The 18,741-nt window shown below is 56.9% G+C and carries 15 protein-coding genes; 2 read left to right on the top strand and 13 right to left on the bottom strand.

Annotated features, from left to right (window positions below):
* Nucleotides 1–97: 97 nt before the first annotated feature.
* The gene (locus tag AC13RM_RS17300) at nt 98–2,194 is read left to right on the top strand and encodes a bifunctional sugar-binding transcriptional regulator/dihydroxyacetone kinase subunit DhaK (protein ID WP_488555334.1); all 2,097 of its coding nucleotides are present in this window, start codon (nt 98–100) and stop codon (nt 2,192–2,194) included.
* 55 nt (nt 2,195–2,249) lie between these two features.
* Nucleotides 2,250–2,906: a dihydroxyacetone kinase subunit DhaL gene (gene dhaL, locus AC13RM_RS17295; RefSeq protein ID WP_488555333.1), complete on the top strand. Its 657-nt coding sequence runs from the start codon at nt 2,250–2,252 to the stop codon at nt 2,904–2,906.
* 112 nt (nt 2,907–3,018) lie between these two features.
* Here dhaL and AC13RM_RS17290 read toward each other — a convergent pair whose 3' ends face one another.
* The 13 genes from AC13RM_RS17290 to tssH form a co-directional block, all read right to left on the bottom strand.
* Complete coding sequence (locus AC13RM_RS17290; RefSeq protein WP_374820517.1) at nt 3,019–4,050, bottom strand: hypothetical protein; 1,032 nt, start codon at nt 4,048–4,050, stop codon at nt 3,019–3,021.
* A 35-nt stretch (nt 4,051–4,085) separates the two neighbouring features.
* Nucleotides 4,086–4,865 carry a hypothetical protein gene (locus AC13RM_RS17285; RefSeq protein WP_374820515.1) on the bottom strand — a complete coding sequence of 260 codons (780 nt, stop codon included), beginning with the start codon at nt 4,863–4,865 and terminating at the stop codon, nt 4,086–4,088.
* Nucleotides 4,844–5,209 carry a hypothetical protein gene (locus tag AC13RM_RS17280; RefSeq protein ID WP_374820513.1) on the bottom strand — a complete coding sequence of 122 codons (366 nt, stop codon included), beginning with the start codon at nt 5,207–5,209 and terminating at the stop codon, nt 4,844–4,846. The genes AC13RM_RS17285 and AC13RM_RS17280 overlap by 22 nt, the downstream gene beginning before the upstream one ends.
* Nucleotides 5,210–5,248: 39 nt before the next feature.
* Nucleotides 5,249–6,493 carry a hypothetical protein gene (locus tag AC13RM_RS17275; protein WP_374820511.1) on the bottom strand — a complete coding sequence of 415 codons (1,245 nt, stop codon included), beginning with the start codon at nt 6,491–6,493 and terminating at the stop codon, nt 5,249–5,251.
* A 47-nt stretch (nt 6,494–6,540) separates the two neighbouring features.
* Nucleotides 6,541–7,689 carry a hypothetical protein gene (locus tag AC13RM_RS17270; protein ID WP_374820509.1) on the bottom strand — a complete coding sequence of 383 codons (1,149 nt, stop codon included), beginning with the start codon at nt 7,687–7,689 and terminating at the stop codon, nt 6,541–6,543.
* 165 nt (nt 7,690–7,854) lie between these two features.
* Nucleotides 7,855–8,907 (bottom strand): hypothetical protein, encoded by a 1,053-nt coding sequence (locus AC13RM_RS17265; RefSeq protein WP_374820508.1) that lies wholly within the window; start codon nt 8,905–8,907, stop codon nt 7,855–7,857.
* Complete coding sequence (locus AC13RM_RS17260) at nt 8,877–9,536, bottom strand: hypothetical protein (RefSeq protein WP_374820507.1); 660 nt, start codon at nt 9,534–9,536, stop codon at nt 8,877–8,879. The genes AC13RM_RS17265 and AC13RM_RS17260 overlap by 31 nt, the downstream gene beginning before the upstream one ends.
* A 21-nt stretch (nt 9,537–9,557) precedes the next feature.
* Nucleotides 9,558–11,162 carry a DUF4150 domain-containing protein gene (locus AC13RM_RS17255; protein ID WP_374820505.1) on the bottom strand — a complete coding sequence of 535 codons (1,605 nt, stop codon included), beginning with the start codon at nt 11,160–11,162 and terminating at the stop codon, nt 9,558–9,560.
* Nucleotides 11,162–12,223 (bottom strand): DUF2169 family type VI secretion system accessory protein, encoded by a 1,062-nt coding sequence (locus AC13RM_RS17250; protein WP_374820503.1) that lies wholly within the window; start codon nt 12,221–12,223, stop codon nt 11,162–11,164. The genes AC13RM_RS17255 and AC13RM_RS17250 overlap by 1 nt, the downstream gene beginning before the upstream one ends.
* Nucleotides 12,224–12,229: 6 nt before the next feature.
* Nucleotides 12,230–14,554 carry a type VI secretion system tip protein TssI/VgrG gene (gene tssI, locus AC13RM_RS17245; protein ID WP_374820501.1) on the bottom strand — a complete coding sequence of 775 codons (2,325 nt, stop codon included), beginning with the start codon at nt 14,552–14,554 and terminating at the stop codon, nt 12,230–12,232.
* 6 nt (nt 14,555–14,560) lie between these two features.
* Complete coding sequence (locus AC13RM_RS17240) at nt 14,561–15,109, bottom strand: hypothetical protein (protein ID WP_374820499.1); 549 nt, start codon at nt 15,107–15,109, stop codon at nt 14,561–14,563.
* A gap of 117 nt (nt 15,110–15,226) precedes the next feature.
* A complete protein-coding gene (locus AC13RM_RS17235) occupies nt 15,227–15,703 on the bottom strand; it encodes an Hcp family type VI secretion system effector (protein WP_069613675.1) in 477 nt (158 codons plus the stop codon).
* Nucleotides 15,704–15,768: 65 nt separating this feature from the next.
* Entirely contained in the window at nt 15,769–18,516 is a 2,748-nt protein-coding gene (gene tssH / locus AC13RM_RS17230) for a type VI secretion system ATPase TssH (protein ID WP_285175238.1), read from the bottom strand.
* Nucleotides 18,517–18,741 lie beyond the last annotated feature (225 nt).

Raw genomic sequence — 18,741 nt, 5'->3', positions numbered from 1 at the left:
CCACGGGGTCGCGCGCCGCCCTTCCCCAAGAAGAAGCATTTGCAAACATGCGTCATTGCTTTCATCTTCAGGCGAAAACGGGAAACAGTGAATCATTATGACAGGCAAAGCATCTTCGGTCGGCAAGAACAGTGCAAGCAAGACGGGCGTGCCGGATGCGACCGATAGCATGCCCTTGCGCTATGGCGACGACCCCTATGTCTGGGCCTGCTGGCTCTATTACGAAGATGGCAAGACCCAAGGCGGCATCGCCGAGATTATGGGCATTTCGCGGGCGACCGTGAACAGCTATCTCGCCGATGCCCGCAGCCGCGGCATCGTCAATATCTCACTCGAGCCCTCTCGCCTGAGTTCGCTCTCCATTGCACAAGAACTCAAGCGCCATTTCGGCCTGCACGACTGTCTCGTGGTGCCCAGCGACGACGGTTCGCGACCGCTGATCGACCGCCTTGGAACCGCCGGCGCCCAGGCTATTGCCCGCCTGCTGAAATCCGGCGACACGCTTGCCGTCGCCTGGGGCCGAACGGTTCTCGCGGTCGCGGAGCAGGCCAATGTACCGAACTTGCAGGATGTCACCATCGTCCAGGCAACCGGTGGCACCCGTGCACTCTTTGCCTACACGCCGGAACTCTGTGCCAGTGCCTTTGCCAATGTGACAGGCGGCAGGCTCATCAATATCACCGCTCCTGCGATCGTCTCGGCGCCCGAGGTTCGCGGGATCTTGTTGCGCGAACCGCTGGTCGAGGATCAGTTTGCTACCCTTGCCAAAGCCAACAAGGCCATCTTCGGCGTGGCGTCGCTACGACCGAACTCGACGGTTCACAGCAGCGGTTTCTTTGAGTCCGTCTCCCTGCAGGATTATCTGGCCAAGAATGCCGTCGGCGTTCTTGCCGGCCGTTTCATCGACGCCAAGGGCCAGCCCGTTGCAGGGCCACTCGATGATCGCACCATCGGCATATCCCTCGACATGCTGAGATCCATCGGGCTGCGCATCGCCGTCGCGGGCGGCTTCGACAAGGTGCCTGCAATCCTTGCCGCCTTGCGCGGCGGCTATATCAACGTGCTGATAACCGACGCGGCCACCGGGCGCGGCATTCTGAATGCGGATGGCGTCACCGAATTCGATCAGAAAGCCCAGCAGCGTCCGCGCGTGGACAATAGCGTCGCCCTGCCCAGCAGCTATAGAACCCATATCAAGAAATTCCTCAACAATCCCGACGATGTCGTCGACGAGATGCTCGAAGGCATCGTCAAGGCACATGCCTCGCATATCGTGCCGATCAAGGGATCGAACCGCGCACTGATGGCGCGAACCGGCCCAAGGCCGGGCAAGGTCGGCTTGGTGATCGGCGGCGGCACCGGGCACGAGCCCTGCTTCCTCGGCTATGTCGGCAAGGGGCTCGCCGATGCCGTTGCCATCGGCAACATCTTTTCGTCACCGCCACCGACGCCGATCCTCGAATGCGCCAAGGCGTCGTCCGGCGGCGAAGGCGTGCTCTTCGTCTATGGCAACTACGCCGGCGACGTCATGAACTTCGAGATGGCCGCCGAAATGGCGCAGGAGCAGCAGATCGACGTTCGCACCGTGCTGACGACGGACGATATCTCCTCCTCGCCGATCGAGGATCGCGAAGGACGGCGTGGGGTTGCCGGCAATTTCTTCATTTTCAAGATCGCGGGTGCTGCCTGCGACAAGGGCTTGTCGCTCGACGCATGCGAGGCAGTGACACGCAAGGCCAATGACCGGACGTTCACGATGGGCGTTGCGCTGGAGCCTTGCTCCCTGCCGCAGACGCGACGCCACAACTTCGAAATTGGGCCTGACGATATCGAATTCGGCATGGGCATTCACGGCGAACGCGGCGTGACCCGCGAGAAGATGATGAGCGCCGACGAGATCACCGACCGGGTGATGGACCGTATATTCTCGGAAATGAAGCCGGTTGCGGGCGATCGGGTGGCCGTGCTCATCAACTCCTTCGGCGCGACGCCGCTAATGGAACTCTACATTCTGTTCCGCCGCGTCGAACAGAGGCTGTGCGCCAAGGACATCAAGATAGAGGCAAACTGGGTGGGGCATTATTGCACGTCGCTGGACATGGTTGGTGCATCCATATCCGTCCTGCATCTCGATCAGGAATTGACCGAAATGCTGCACCATCCATGCGACACCTTCGCCTTGAAGGTCGGATGAAGCTATAAAAATGTGCCCGGCGACAACAGAAATGGCCGGGACCGGGAGGAAGACGATGCCGGAAAAAGCCGCGCGATGCCTGGGCACTATGTTTCAGCGCATATCGATTGCGATCAATGCCGAAAAAGACCGCCTCTCCGAGCTGGATGGCGCGATCGGCGACGCCGATCACGGCATCACCATGTCTCTCGGCTTCATGGCGGTGAATGCCGAACTAGCAAAACTCGATCTTGCGCAGGCAATGCCCTCGGAGATCTTCTCCGTCGCTGCGTCCGCCTTCCTGGATGCCGTCGGCGCCTCGACTGGCCCGCTCTATGCCACCGCCTTCCGTCGCGTCTCGCAGGCACTGAAGGCGGACGAATCCCTCTCTCCGGCATGCCAGGCCATGATCATCGACGAGATGCGCGCTGGCATCCAGCAGCGCGGCAAAGGCCAGCGCGGCGACAAGACCATGCTCGACGCCTGGATCCCCGCCGCCGAGGCCGCCATCGATGCGAAAGCAGGTTCACGCGATGTTGCTGCCATGTGGAACGCCATCCTCGAAGCCGCTGAAACCGGCGCAAATTCCACCAGCTCCATGGTGGCCGCCCGCGGCCGGGCGGCACGGCTGGGGGAAAGGTCGCTCGGGCATATCGACCCGGGAGCGGCTTCGGCGGTGATTATACTGCGGGCGATGCGGGATACGTTTGAGGCGGGTAATGTGGATGGTTGAGCGACTAGCAGCCTACTGACACATGACCTCGCTAAAATGCGCTCGTCAATGCCTGCCCGATATTGGTTAGCCCACTCTCGTCGTTCCGATTTCAGACTTATCGAGGCAACAATTAGATGTCCGGATGCTTGATCCGCTCCCAAGCCTGACCGTCAAATCGAAAAATGTCCTTTGAAGCCACCACCCATAAAACATCTCCGACAGATTGCGCAAAGAACGGCCCATCATCAATGGATTCAGGATCGTCGCGACTCATAAGGCGCGGCAGGGGCGGCTGGAATCTGCGAAATTCGCCACTGCTTGGATCAAGCTCGTAAAGGCCGCCCGGCCTGACGCTCGCTGGCAAGACGAGCTTGTCGCGATAGGGCGTGATAGAATGAAACAGATTCAATCGCGTGTCGGCGTTTACTGGAGCGAAGCCGCGATTGCGGCTGCCATGCAAAATAACACCCTCACGACCGCAGACCCAGACACTTTCGGCGTTTTCAATATAAATGCCGGTCAGCGCAGCTTCAGCCAGCGGAATATTGATTTCATACAGCTCACTGCCGTCCCAGAAGCAAAGGACAGGCTTTGCTCGCTCGGTTCCACACACATAGACGGCATCTTCTGAAAGCCCCTTGATATCGTAGAAGACTACCTCTCGCGTACCTGGATTGAGAGCTTTCTGGATTATCCATTCTTTCCAGCCGGGCTGCCCCAAGCTAGGGCCACTCTCCAACAACCGCTTCTTTGCTTCAGGATCATTCAGCACCGCGTCAGATAGCATTCGCCAGTCATCGCGGCCGTGACGCACGTAAACCTGCCCGCCGGCGCCGCAAGCGTAAAGCCGCTCACCAATCTGGGAGATTTTCAACATCTTGCCGTAGAATTTGGAATCGTCCGCCGTTGTGCCTGCACCGACAATCCGCTCCTGGAATCTATCAGGCGATGCGAAGTGATAAACGTCGCCTTCCGCTGATAATAGGACAAAATAAGACTGAGATGAATTGTGGTCGGTAAAATAGACGACATCCTGAACGCTAAGCGGGAAATTTTCGTAATACCAATATTCACCAAGATCGGCTTGATGGCGATATTGATAAGCTCGTGCGTCTGGTTGGTAGACTTCGGAATTCTCCACCACCGCGACAATGGAAAGCACATCCTCGGATGCTGCGCGCGCTCGGGATAACATTCTCACGCTATTGCTCGCCTTTCGAATGTGTCCCCGTAGCGCCGCCGTTTCCGGCAAATACTCCAGAGATCTGGATGTTCGATCCGTTCCCACTCGGCTCCATCGAAACGGAAAATGTCCTTCTGACCGACAACCCAGAGAATATTGCCAATGCAGCCCGCGTAAAAGATGTAGTCGCCACGCAATTTCGGCAACGACGGAGAAAATCTTTTCAGGTCAGAAGTCTTCGGATCGACCTCGAAGAGCCCGCCCGGACGCGTGCTCGATGGCAAGACCAATTTGCCTCGATAGGGTGCAGTCATATGAAAAAGATTATGCTGCGATCGCAATGAAACCGGCGTAAAGCCGCGAGCATAGCTGCCGTGCAGCAATACGCCTTCTCGACCACAGATCCAGATGCTGTCAGGGCTCTCTATATATATGCCGGTGAGAGCTGCCTCCGAAAGGTGGGTATTCAGTTCATGAAGCGTATCGCCATCCCAGAAGCATAGAATTGGTTTGGTACCCTCTTCTCCACATAAATAGATCGCGTCTTCGTCGATACCTTTGACACCATTAAATAAAACGTTGCGCGGCTTGCTTTTCTTGGATTCCATCAACCAGGACAAATAATCCGGATCATCCGTCTTCGGACGATTTTTGCGTTGCTCTCGATACTTCACAGGATCGAAGAGCAAGCTCTCCGTCACAAAACGCCAGCCGTCTCGCCCATGGCGCACGTAGAATTGCCCGCCATCCCCCGCCGCATAAAGCCTATTTCCTATCTGTGAGATAGCAAACATGCGACATAGCCCTTGGCGTCATCGACCCAAGTCCCAGCCCCTTTTATTTTCTCGCGAAAATTGCCCTTCCACCATGCGTGGTATACGTCGCCCTCCGAAGACATGTAGGTCAGATAGTCAGTCGCATCATCGATATCCGGATTGCGGAACAACGTTATGTCCTGCATGTGGAAATTAAAGCTGTCATAATACCATTGTTCGCCAACTTTACCGTCATGCTCAAAGCGGTAAATTCGGCAATCGGGATCATAAGTGTCTGATATCTCCTGCACTGCGTTGACAATCACGATATTTTCGGACCGAGCGCAGGCGCGGGTAAATTCGATCTTTAGCTTCTCGCTCATTATTTTGAATTCGCTCCCCCGGCACCGACGCCGCTGCCTCTATCTACTCCCTTTAAAAGGTCGCTGTGACAGATCCGCCGGTATATCGCGTTGCACCCATTCTTGGCCGTCAAAAATGAAGTAACGAAGACCGTAGTCGAAGACATAGAGCCTTTCATTGCGGGAAAAGACAGCAGACGGCTGAACTCTCTGAGACCCTAGCTTGATCTTTACCTTCGGTGCGAAGGTCTTCGCGAGATGACCATCAAATTGGAATATTTCGGAATCAGCGATAAGAACTAAGTTGCCTTGCCAGAACGCCCCGCCAAAAAAGTTTTTTTCTCGATCGGGAACTGACGAAATCTCCGAAAGACCTCTTGGAGGGACACCCTCCATTACAAGTCCGTCCGAACCTATGACGTAGTCACTACCGTTCACTCCGCTTACGAAACTCGCGACATACGGGTAGTCGGATATTGCACTGGCTATACGCTGCGGCAATTTATGCTGTTTCCACGCATCAGGTTTGCCGCTGAAGAGCGTCGTCAGTTGCGGAAAGGCATTTCGCTCGGCCGACAGCTTTCTCTGAAGCGCGAGCACTTCATCTCCCGTCATGTCCTTGCGATAGAGGGGATGGCCGGGATAGAGATTAAAATACCGTGTATCCGCGGCCTGAGTTGCAGCCACGAAAATATCGCCCTCGCCGCTGACTCCAAGAATCGACCATTTCGGCTCCCGGTAGGGATACTCCGATTTCAAGGGCGGGGCCGCCTCTTCCCAGAGCGCATCCTTGCCGAGCTTCAGAAAACCGTCACTGCCTGCCACTAACCAACGATTGTCAAATGGAAGGATCGAGTTGAATTCGATGTCCGGCGCAGCCTCAGATTCGGCCCGGGTGCCTGGAATGACTGAATGTTCCGACCCTTGAGGACCCACAACATATATGTCGCCGTTGAGGCTGATCGCCACATAGGACGGCGCGCCATCCTTATCCGTCGCAGGCAGCACTTGGATATCACGGAGCTCCCGTCGAACGTCTGAGCGAGAGAAGGTTTGTCCGACAACGTCACGCATTAGGATAATGGTATAGGGATCGTCCCAACGCGGACCGCCAACAAGAGCCGCGAAATAGCGACCATCGTCGGCCATGGCTGCACCGCAGAGCTTCGGATTCCATTCGCCATAAAGCTCTTCGAAGTTGTCCTCATCGTCCAATATATCAGCCTTGGTTAAAGTTTCCGTCGCTTGAGAAAACACCGGCCGGATATTTATGGAACTCCATTTCGTCACATGAGGCGTCCCCATGGGTACCTCCCTTTACGCCAGCGCATGGACCTACACAGAGAGTTTTCTCACGGTTTCGATGACAAACCTTTGAAATCACGCTGCAGTAGTTCCGATGGAATGTCGATTTCGGTCCAGCGCTCGCCATCGAAGCTATGCACACCGTGTTTTGCGTCGAAGTAATAAAGCATATCATCGACGGTCTGAACTTTGATGGGCGTCGGAATGTTCTTGTTGACTGTCGGATCAAGGACTGGCTTGAGAGGAGACAAAAGATGTCCGTCGAACCAATGAAGGCCATAGTCTGAGGCGAGCACCATGCGGTCTTTGAACTTGGTGATCGAAATGAGCTTTTCACTATCTCCTTTGAAAGAAACGTCCTGAAATCCACGGTCGGCGTTCCCGACCAGAATCACACCATTGTCGCCGACGGCCCAGACTTTGTCTTTGCTCTCAATGAAGATATCGGCGAGCGTTGCCGGTTCTGGATAGAATTTTCCAGATCGAGGCATGGCGACAACCTGCCAATCCTGGCCATCCCAGTGGTAAAGCCGGCCCTCAATAACGCGTGTTGGAGCTTTCTTAGCGGCCTCTTCCAGATCCAATGCCTCTTCGTAACGCCCCTGTTTTACGAGTTCTTGATGGCGGGCATTTTCTTCCTCGGTAAGCTTCCGCCTCTCATTCTTCGGATAATAGCTGACGCTCATATATAGGTCAGTATCCGTCGTACCTGTCAGGCATCCGAAATTCAGATAGTCATAGGTTTCGGGCGCTCGAGGCAGCTTGTCCTTATGGAACCAGTCCCAGCGGTCGTCGGCGATTCGGTAGAGTTGCGAGTGATGACCGGTAACGAGAAACGTATCGTCAATCTGCGTCATCGCATTGACGTATCCCAGGTCGGTCGCGTCTTCAGAATAGACGCCCGCACCGCCGATCTTGAGTTTCGAGGGCTTCTGATTGCCAGCAGGCAGGGTATAGACGTCTCCCTCGTCACTGAGCGCGTGGACGACTGGTCGTCCGTCGGAACCACGCTGCGCCGTCAGGCCGGTAATATTGCGCGGCATATCGAATCGCGTCCACGGTTGCTCGAATTGCCCCTCATAAACGAGCACGTATGAGTACATGTCCTCATAGTCCTTGTTGCTGAAGCTGATCGCGAACGTGCTCCGATCCAAGGCAACGGCGGCATAGAGGCGATATGGGTCGAAGGGCTTCATCACGGATATTCCCTGCGTTAAGGACTTTGATCACGTCTTCATTTCGCGGCATTTTGGGCGGACGCATTGTCGTGCGACCAGGCTGTTCCCTTTTGCCTGCTACTTGCATGTCAGCAGCTTGCTTCGCCATTTTCCTACATTTTTCTGGAAGGCTTTCTACCTGATCTAAGCCTTGTGCGCCTCGTCCCTGATTTTCCCAAGTGGCGCGGTCCCTTGTGGATTGTAAGTCTTTCCCAGCGCCGTAAGCGCCGGATTGAGAGACGAGTGTACTGCATCGTCATCTGTACGGTGCATCCCTTCCGAAAGGCAAATCGCCTGTCCTTCATTATAAGCGGGCGAATTTGGTATCCGCCCTTCGGTGGAGTTTTTTTCCGCCTCGCTATTTGGAGCCGAGCCAAGACGATAGACCATATCGCGAATGATATGGTGCGCCTCACCCGGGCAGACCATATTGACATACTTGTATGGGCCGACGACACAGGGCCACTCGTCTTTATCCGAGGTGTCGACCCGCACGCCCTGCTTCATCGCCAATTCGAGCTTCTTCGATCTCTCGATCTTCAGAATGGTTTTGAGATAATTGCGTTCTTTGGCAATGTAGTCTTCATCGGCTCCGACAAAGGTGCCGTACCTGCTGTAAATGTGATCGGCAATGCGCTTCTTTGTCTGATCATAAAGCGCGTTTTCATCCGCTCCCATGGGATGAATGTTCTTTAGCTCAGCCTCGGCGGCGTTATTCGCGAGAATTGCATTGTCCAACTCATCGGTTCCGCCAGTGACGATTGCAAGCGGACCAGCAATTTTCCCGACGACCTTGCCAAACATCCCAAGCCGCTCGAGGACAGAGACGGCTCTCGATGATGATGAGATTGGCGGTTTTGGTATTTGGGGCGCTTCCTTCAACGCATCAGCCATAAATTGCTTCAGCAATTGCTGACCTTCGGGGGAGCTAGCGTCAAAGGCTAATTGAATTGGCCTTTGCTGGCTTCGCAGCGACCCGGACACGGGATCGGTGTCAACCGGTGGATCATAAGTCTGCGTGCATCTGACAAAGATCGCCTCGCCTTGTGTGTTTCTGCTATTGCTCCTCTCTTTGATCCACTCCCGTAATTGATTTATCGCTTCCAGGGTAAAATTCTTCCACTCAAGGCGGCTTGATTCCGATTGCTTCGAAAACACCGCGTCGATTAATTGTCTTCCATTGCTATGGAGGTCCAATTGTCGAAAAGATCCCAGAAGTCCATGTTCGTCATGGGCTCGTCATCATCAACCCAGAGAAGCAATCCCTCCGGGTCATCAACGAGGGTGCTGTGAAGGCTGATATAGCCCTGCCCCTTTCCACCGCTGTTGAATATGTGAAAATAGTCCTTCGATTTGACCGTCTCGAATAGTTTCGAGGAAGGCTCCGTCCAATACTCGTTGCCATCCTTGCCTATCGGACGGATTTCTCTTTCTGGGAGTAAACCGCCCATAGAATGGAAGTCGCAGAAGCCGTCGAGCGCTTTGTAGAAAGCCCCAACGCTTCCTCCGAACATGGATTTATCAGTCGGTGCAAATCCCCTGTATGATAAGACCTGATCGTCCGCCTGCCGGTCGGCAACTAGCGCCACATCGTCTCGTACTTTGACGAGATAGGCATCGGTCGTTCTCTCCAGAAGAAGACTGCTCGTTTCTGGCATATGAATGAAGACTTGGCGCACAAGCGCCCTAAAGGCCTCCAATCTCCGGCTTTGATCCGCAGTCGCAATGTCCACCCAAAAAGGCGGCAGCGAACGGCCGATATCTGCCACATTGAGAATGACCTGATAATCACTCCCCCAAAAGCGTGAAAGATAGGTGTCGTTCATTCAAAACCTCATGAATGGTGCTTATCTTCCAGAAGATAGATCGTTAATTTGCTGCTGCAACTGAGGCCTAATTTGGTTTGAGCGCTCGATCATTTGCTGCCGAAGAGTCGAATTAACCGCGATTCTATCGTCGCCTTGCCCATAATAAATCCAGTCTTCGAAGGACTTCGCCCCCTTTGAGGAGTTTGCCGATTTGCTAAGCCCTGTGAAGTTATCAGGATTATTTAGGACTTTAAGCTGATTCTCAGTGCTCAAATCTGCAAATCCGTCCATCTCAGTGATATTTTTCATGGAAACAATATGATCTGCCTCCAAGGGTCCAGTACGTTGTTTGCCCGGCAGCCAAGGATCATCAACTGGATTCTCGGGCGTGGCAACGGGCTGTCCCTCATTGACCTTATCTCGCATAGCCTGAGATGGCGTCTTCTTTCTAAGTTTATCGTACTCTTCTTTCGAGAGCTTCTTTTTCGGCGATTTCTCTGGGTCTAACTTCGTACTCCTCGCACCCTGTGCGCCGTCTTCAATCTTCCCCTCAATACGCCGCGCATCATTTACCGTTTCCGCAACTTCTTCCGCGCGATGAGCTTTCGCGAAAACGCTAGCCCCAACAGAAGCCGTTTTGCCAGCAACCGTGACAGCACCTTTGGTCGCGAGAGCTTCCACAGCTAATTTTACAACGTCAAAAGTACCATGACCAGCGGCCTGTGCCAGACCACCCTTTGCATAGGCTTCGCTGTAAGGGTCAGCCACACCATGCCATATTGAACTCGCGGTGTTGGTAGTATTATCCCATCCTCGGGCCAGAGTTGCACCCGGGTTGTCATATAGGTTCTGCCCAACTTCGGCGGTCCAATTAGCGGCCCCGACTGCGCCATCCTTGACACTTTCAGCGCCCGCGGCGACCGTCCCGCCAGGATCATTCCAAAGGTCGGACGCCAGATTCTTCGTACCGTCCCAGAGATTTGAGCTGACTTTCTTGACACCGTCCCAGGTTTCGCTGGCGTTTTCGGTAAAACCATCGGCAAATTTTTCGCCGGTGCTACGTGTGTCCTGCGTCTTCCCGGAGCTCTGGTTCTGTTTATCCGTGGCATCCGGCGCCTTGTCAGTCTCGGTCGACTGAACATAAACATACTCGCCAGGGCAGTTGCCATTGTTCAATGTGCAACGATCTGTATGACGCTGTACCGGTACGCCGTTTGCTCGCACGATGTTAGACGAGGTCACCGGCGTTACGACATTTCCCACGGTGCCTGATTTTACACCCAGTCCCGTTCCAGGCTGATCTCCATAAGTCGCTGTGAATTGTGAATTAGAGCGCTTGATAACCTTCCCGTTGGATTTCACATCCGGGGAGTAATTCTGTTTATCGTCGGCCTTGCCCCATACCATGTAGGGCACGGGTGCAGTTGGTGAACGACAAACATCCGGCGACAGGCAAACCGCAATCGCGGAGCTGTCATCGGGAATGAATTCCGGGGGCGGTGGAACGGCTGCCGTAGGGCTTATTCGAGGGCCTTTCGTGGCTTGCTTGCCGTTGTCCAACAGCAAACTACTATTGGGATCGATCCGTACATACTCCAGAGGCTCTGGCTCTGGGGGCGCTTCTGCAGGCTGATTGCCGGCCATTAGCTGACACCTTCAGAAAGATTGACAGCAGTCATCCTGGGCAGCCCGCGACGCTCCGGCCAGGGAAAGCCGATCCGCCAGGTCAGGAAAACGCGCCCCACACCGGGCCTCATGTCGAAATGGACGCCGTCGAGCACCATGGGGCCACGCGCCGGGCCTGTACCCCGATCGATTTCAATCTGAAGACCAACGCCAGGCAGGCGGCCATGGAACATCTCTAATCCCGGCAGGAGGTGATCCAGCTCAAAGGCTTCGTCGCCCCGCAGCCAGGGATTTGCCACCAAGTCCGGATGCGCGGCCTGCCAGAAGGAGAAATCGAAGTCATGGGGGAGCAGAGGATGCCTTTCGTTTAGCCAGGCTTCGTCATAGGTTCCGGCTTTCCGTATCCGATCCTCCCAGAATGGCGAAAGCGGACCAAGACCTGCCGGCGCCGGCCTATCGTCGACGGAGCGAACCGGTTCGTTTGCATCCTCAATCTGCGGCGCCGGCCATTCCGATCTTTCACGGTATTGGTCCTGATCGACAAGCCCGATCCCAAGGGGGTTCCGTTCGAATATCTCGCCGTTCTCGATCCTGCCGCCGAACGCTAATCGCCAATCAATGGGCACATAAGTCACAGGCTCTCCCGTGGTCAGATCCCACCCGTCAAGCGCATCCTCTTTCTCCTTGTCGATCAGTCCACGCCACGTCTTGCGAGTCTTCGCCCGCCAGACACGAGGCCCATGGACGCGCAGGCGCTTCTGCACGGACCCAACTTTCAGGCCGCAGGTCCAGGAAGACGCCTCGACGCGGCCTGGCGCAAAGGCAGCTCCGACAAAAGTTACATCCGTACCTGGCTTGAATGGCGCCAGATCGGTGCAGGCCATCTGCGGTGTCTCATGCGGATCGCCGTCATAGACATCCGACATGACCAATGGTTGCTGATTGTCGTCTAAGACCAGCGGACCGTCACTTGCCAGTTTGAACGTGCCTCTGGCGACAACAACCCCTAGCAAATCCCCCGCCAAATTATATTGCCGGAAAGCGAGTGCCGGAAAAGGTGTGCGATTGTCGACCGACATGGCGCCTCAGCCCTGTGCTGTCGTATCAGACGATGTCGGCGAAGCTTCGGCGAAGCCGCCGCCGGGCTTGTTGAGATCGACGACTTTGCCGTTGATCTGCGTCGGCCCGGATGCGGTGAAGTTGAAATGCGTCCCCAGGATGATGACTGTGCCGTCCTGGCGCATGATGAATTTGGACGCGCCGCATTCTATGACGAATTCGTCGCCCACGATCACTTTCTTGAATTTTCCGACCTTTTCGAGTGACGTCTGACCGACATGCGTAACCTTGCTGACGCCGATCTGCTCGGCTCTTGCAATGCCGATGGTGTCCGATTTGAACGACCCGACGACGGTGTTCATGATGCCCGGAAGTGGAAAGAGGCTGCTTGCCGCTTCGCCCAACCCACTGCCGGAACCAGATAGATTCGTTCCTGCATCCGCCCTCGGATTTGGCCCCGAGACCACGCCGTCTCGGCTGCCAAGCCCACCCAATCCAAGGAAGCCCAAGGCGGAGGAGGCAATAGTGCCGGCGAATGCAGCAAGTCCCTCCCCACCCCCGCCCGCGATCTGACCTGCCTGTGAAAGCAATCCGGCCGTCTGCCCCGAAAGTCCCTGCACCGCACCCATCAGCGCCATGGCCATCGGCCCCGTACCGCCGACCACCGTATTCACGGAGCCGCCGATCTCGTGCTTCTGGTTGCCGCTCACCTCGACGGCGCGATTGCCGCCGATGGAGGCGATCTCGTGGCGGTCGACGCGTTTGGTGCGGTCGTTGCGTACGCGCGTCGTCTGGTCCTTCTGCGCGTGGAAGAACATGTTCTCGCGGCCGGCATCGTCCTCGAAGGTCATCTCGTTGAAGCCGGTGCCCTTATGCGTATTGGAGCGCAGGACCATGCGGGTCTTGTTGGCGGGAAGGTCGTAGGGCACGCCGTTGCTCGGGTTCGGCACCACGCCCGTCACCAGCGGCCGGTCCGGATCGCCGTCGATGAAGGCGACCATGACTTCCATGCCGATGCGGGGGATGACCTGGCCGCCCCATGTGCCGCCAGCCCAGCTCTGGGCGACGCGCACCCAGCAGGTATCAGATCCATCCTTCTTGGCGCGGCGGTCCCAGGGATACCAGAGCTTGATGCGGCCATACTGGTCCGGATGGATTTCTTCTCCGGAGGGGCCGGCAACGATCGCCACCTGCGTGCCGCGGATGCGTGGCCGTTCGGTCTTGCGATGCGGCGTCATCGCGACGCGTGACGGCACGGCTTCGAATTCGTTGATATATTCCGGCTGATCCGCATTGGTTTCATAGGAGGGATCGACCGCATAATGGGTGGCGCGAATGATCACATGTTCTTCATAGACATGTTCGGGATGCGCCACCTCATAGGGCGTGAACCGCCGGCCGGCCTCCAATATGCGCGATGACGATCGTCCCAAGACACGATTGTGATCGGCCTCGCTTGCCTGCATGCGCAGCTTCTGCGCCCGCTCTGCCTCAGCCACGGAGGAAATGCGGGCTGGATACTCGTAAAGCTCCCGCTTCATCGCCCCCGGCATCTGCACCAGCGAAGGCGTGGTTGTGCCCGGCACCATCTGCGGCGTCTCGAAATTCCAGTCCGCGCCGGCGCGCTGGCCTGGAACATAGGCGTAATGCTTCGTCCAATCGCTGATATGATTGCGGTCTGTCGAGCCTTGGGCAAGGCGCACACGCCCCTCTCCCTGCGCAGAAGGAGACGGGCCGGCCCATGAGTTGGCACCGTCGGCAACATGCAGCCGGTGGCTGCCCTCCTCATGCGAAAACCAGTAAAAGAGACCATCTTCCTCGAAGCGGCGGGTCAGGTAATCCAGATCCGTCTCGTTCCACTGCACGGAATAATGCTGCGGTGGCGGTGGCGTCACGACACCGGAAACATCCGGAGCCGGAATGCCGTGTTCGGAAAACAGCGTCTCGACGATATCGATGCTGGTCTTGTCCATCCAGATGCGGCAGTCCGAGCGCTGCGACAGCAGCCACATCTGCGGCTTAATCACCATCGAGTAGGAACGCAGCCCGCGCGTAATTGGCGGTCCTTCCTGAAGTGCGGTGACCAGGCCGTTGAACGGGCGGCGAACGCCATCTCCACCGTCTTCATCCTGCTGGACTTCCAGGGATATATCGATCAGTCGACCGATCAGCTCCTCCGGCTTGATGACTTCACGCTTGGCGCGGACGGAGAGTCGGATGTCGAAAAGCGACGAAACGCCTTCCGTGATCATCACTCGCTCCGGCAGGAGCTGGTCCGTTCCAAGCGGTGAGGAAACCCTCAGATTTCGGGTTGCCTGGATGAAATCATTGGCCGAGGGCTGATCGTTCATCTGCGCTTATCCTACCAGTGAGCTTCCCGACCCTACGGTGCCGGTACTGCCGATCTGCTGTTTGCGACCGCCAACCAGATAGACGATTTGGAACAGGGTGCCGTTCGGCAACGTCTCGTGCATGCCCGGGCCATAGAGTACCTGCGGGGTCAGGATCTTGCCGATATCGGCGCGGTTCGGCACCGTCCCGAGCAGATAGGCGCCGCGCGCCATCAGGACGCGCGTTTCGCCATCGCTGACGGAATAATTGAATTGCGCAACGAACACCGAATGATGGTTGGTATCCATTTCGCGGATGATGTGCGCTTCATTGTTGCGCAGCCATCTCTGGAGCCAATGCGTCAGCGACATCTCGTTGGCTTTTTCGGAGAACATCCGGAAAAGCGATGCGGCGGCACCCACGGCCTGGCCGCGTGCCGCGAATTCGCGCGGACCGCTCTGATAGGAAAAATAATCATAGGATGGGCCGCGGCCCGCACGGCGAACGGGCGGAAGATCGGCCTGCTTGACCGGCTCCATCTGCAGCGCCGGCGACGAAACTGAAAAATCTACCATGGCGACCTCGATTAATGGGCGTTTGCCGGCACATGACAATCGCTGCCACCACAGCGATCTGGTACCGGACACGATTCCGGCGCGCTGATGCCAACGCGCCGGAATGCGATGCTAATGTTAGGCAGCCTTGGTGGTTGCCAGATCGTAAGACGCAATCATCGGCGACTGCGGGGTCTGCGAGTCGTCGTAAGGCGTGTACTTCACTTCCATCTTGGTGAAGTTGAGCTTGATCGTTTCGACCGGGCGGTCGCCGTTGGAATCGACCGAGTAGCTGGCGATCAGCGTGTTGGTGAGCGTGTACTCAATGTAGGTGTCGCCCGGGTTGCCGGTCGTTACCAGATGAATCACGGCCTGCTTGCCGGTGCGGCCCGAGCATGCTTCCTGGAACAGCTTCGTCGACGAGGAATCGCTGACCTTGGTCAGGATAACTTCCGAAACGGTCGGCTCGGAAGCTTCGCGGTTCGCAGCCGAACCGGCTGACGTCTTCATGTTACGCGAAACATTCCAGTGGATGACTTCGATATCCATCCACTTCTTGTGCTGCTCGTGGGTTGCATCGCCCTGAATTCCGTCGATCTGCAGATAAATCGGCATGCTCTGAACTCTCCTGTTGAGATTTGAATTCGCCCTGTCGCTGCAGGGCGGGGTTACCCTTCCGTCTAATGCCGCATCCGGGCGCTGTGTTCGTCCGGGGCTGCTTTATTCGCCGTGCCGCCTTCCTCGGGGCCAGCGAATTCATGATCGCCCACCGGATTCTCCTCGATGAGAAAGCGGTGATCGTGAAAGCTGATGGTGATGCCGCCAACCTTGCGCCCCGTCGCAACCGCATCGAGGAAAAAGGTCGAAAGCTCTGGCAGAAGATCGCGGCCAATCATGGTTTCGATGGCACGCGCGCCCATCTCGCTCGCCTTGGCGCGGCCGACCAGCGCCTCGCGGGCTTCGGAAGCAAGCGAAACGCTCGTGCCATAGGAGGCGGCGACGCGATCACGGATGCGGCCGATCTGAATGTCGACGATCCCGCTCAGCGTCTCGCCATTCAACGGCATGAAGGGCAGAACGGTCGTGCGGCCGACAAAGGCGGGCTTGAAGTGCTTCTGCAATTCGGGAAGCAGCAGTGCTTCCAGCGCCTCGCCCTCAGGCATGGTTTCCGGATCGGCTGCCAGGGCTGCCAGGAGTTCCGAGCCGGTATTTGCGGTCATCACGATCGTGGTGTTCTTGAAATCGATGTCGCGGCCTTCGCCGTCACGCAGCGTTCCCTTGTCGAAAACCTGGTAAAACACTTCCTGGACGCCCGGATGCGCCTTGTCGATCTCATCCAGTAGCAACACCCCATAGGGGCGACGGCGGACAGCCTCGGTCAACACGCCCCCCTCGCCATAGCCGACATAGCCGGGCGGCGATCCGAGCAGCAGCGAAACCTTATGCTCCTCCTTGAACTCGGACATGTTGATGGTCGTCAGATACTGGCTGCCGCCATAAAGAAGATCGGCCAGCGAAAGCGCCGTCTCGGTCTTCCCGGTTCCTGACATGCCGACGAGCAGGAAGACGGCAGGCGGGCGGCGCGGATCGGAAAGGCCGGCGCGTGCAGACCGCATCGCGGCCGAAATCCGCGCGATTGCATTATCCTGTCCGAGCACACGCTCCTTCAGCCTTGCATCGAGCGTCTTGACGGTCTCGACCTGATCGGACAGCAGTTTGCCGACTGGAATGCCGGTCCAGCGCGCAACGATCCCGGCGATCACTTCCTTGTCGACCACGCGCGGCACCAGCGGCGTTTCACCGGCAACGTCGGCAAGGCTGCGCTCGGCCTGCATGAGGGCTGCGCGAGCGACGTCAACGGACGAGCCGTTGGGCGGGAAGAGAGCGACATTGTCACCGCGCGGGCGAGCGCCATCTTCGGCTTGCGGAGCATTGGGATCGGCGAGCGTGGCTTCGATGCGATCGGCTTCGGCCGACAGCCTGATTTCAGCATCGAGCTTGGCCTGCAACCGCTCGATCTCGCTTGCCACTTCGTGCTTTTCGCTCTTGATGACGGCAAGGCGCTCGAGGATATCCGATGTTGGCGGCTCGGCGGAAAGTGCGGCGGCTTCGACCTCCAGCATCTCCTGCTCGTTGCGCAATCCTTTCAGCGCTTCAGGAACGGTCTGGCGCGCCAGAGAGACAGCGGCTGCTGCGGTATCAATGAGGCTGATTGCCTTGTCGGGCAATTGCCGCGCCGGAATATAGCGAGCCGAAAGGCGAACTGCGGCCGCCAGCGCCTCGTCGCGAATGCGCACCTTGTGATGTGCCTTGAAGCTGCCAACCACACCGCGCAACATGCGGATTGCCGTTTCTTCGTCGGGCTCGAGCACCTGAACGACCTGGAAGCGTCGGGTTAGCGCCGCATCCTTCTCGATGTAGCGTTTGTATTCGCTCCAGGTTGTCGCCGCGATCGTCCTGAGCTCACCGCGCGCCAGCGCCGGCTTCAAAATATTGGCGGCGTCGCCCTGCCCAGCCTGTCCGCCGGCACCGATCAGACCATGCGCCTCGTCGATAAACAGGATGATCGGTTCCACAGAGGCCCGCACGGCCGCGACAACGCCGTGCAAGCGACGCTCGAATTCGCCTTTCACACCGGCGCCAGCCTGCAGCAGGCTGAGATCCAGAAGGAGAATCCGTACCGGCTTCAGCATATCCGGCACGTTGCCGGCGGCAATCTCCAGTGCCAGCGCCTCGGCAACGGCAGTCTTGCCGACACCTGCCTCGCCGACCAGCATCGGATTGTTCTGACGGCGGCGCATGAGGATATCGATGACCTGGCGCAGCTCACGATCACGACCGATGACCGGATCAACACGACCGAGCCTTGCATCCGCCGTCATATCCCGCGTGTACAGGCGCAGGAATTCATTCTCACCGGCAGCGGTAGCGGCTTCGGAATTCTGTGACGGCGAGGATGCGCCGTTCGCAGTGGAAACCGCATTCAACTTTTTTTCGAGCGTGGTGCGATCAATGTTACGCAGCGAAGGTGCCATGCCTCGCGCCATGATTCGCAGCGACTGGTCATCGCTCAGCGCGGTCAGAAGATCCGCGAGGGTGATGCTGTTCCGCCCACATTGAAGCGACGCGACAAGCCACGCCTCGCGCATCAGAGCAAGCAAGTTTTGAGAGAGCACCAACGCGGCACCATCGCCCCTCGGCAAGTCTGCGATGGCGCTATCAAGCTCCGTGCGGAGCGCCGCAGAGGGAACGCTAAGTTCTTCAAACAAAGAGCAAACTTCAGATACATCCAGCAATGATAGTATCCAATGTGCGACATCGACATTTGCATGACGATCACGTGCTGCGAGCGACGCCGCAGCCTCGAGACCGACGCGCAATGCGGGCTCAAGCGTTCTGATCAGACGATTGAGATCGATGTTCGACACCTAGAAGTTTCCTCCTTGTGGTTTCATTTCAACTACACCCTCCAAATCGCGGCAACAACTAGGGCGGTTATTCCCACACGTCCAGATGGACTACAAAGATTTTTTCATGTGGTCAAAAATTGGGATCGTCATAATTCTGTTGCAGAATAGACATGGTTGACAAAGGAATATATCGACCTAACTATCACGCCCTCTAATGATGTAGTTCATGATATGGAGTTAATC

It is taken from the genome of Martinezella sp. CNPSo 3732, assembly GCF_057784515.1.
This window is presented reverse-complemented; position numbering and strand designations above follow the sequence as displayed.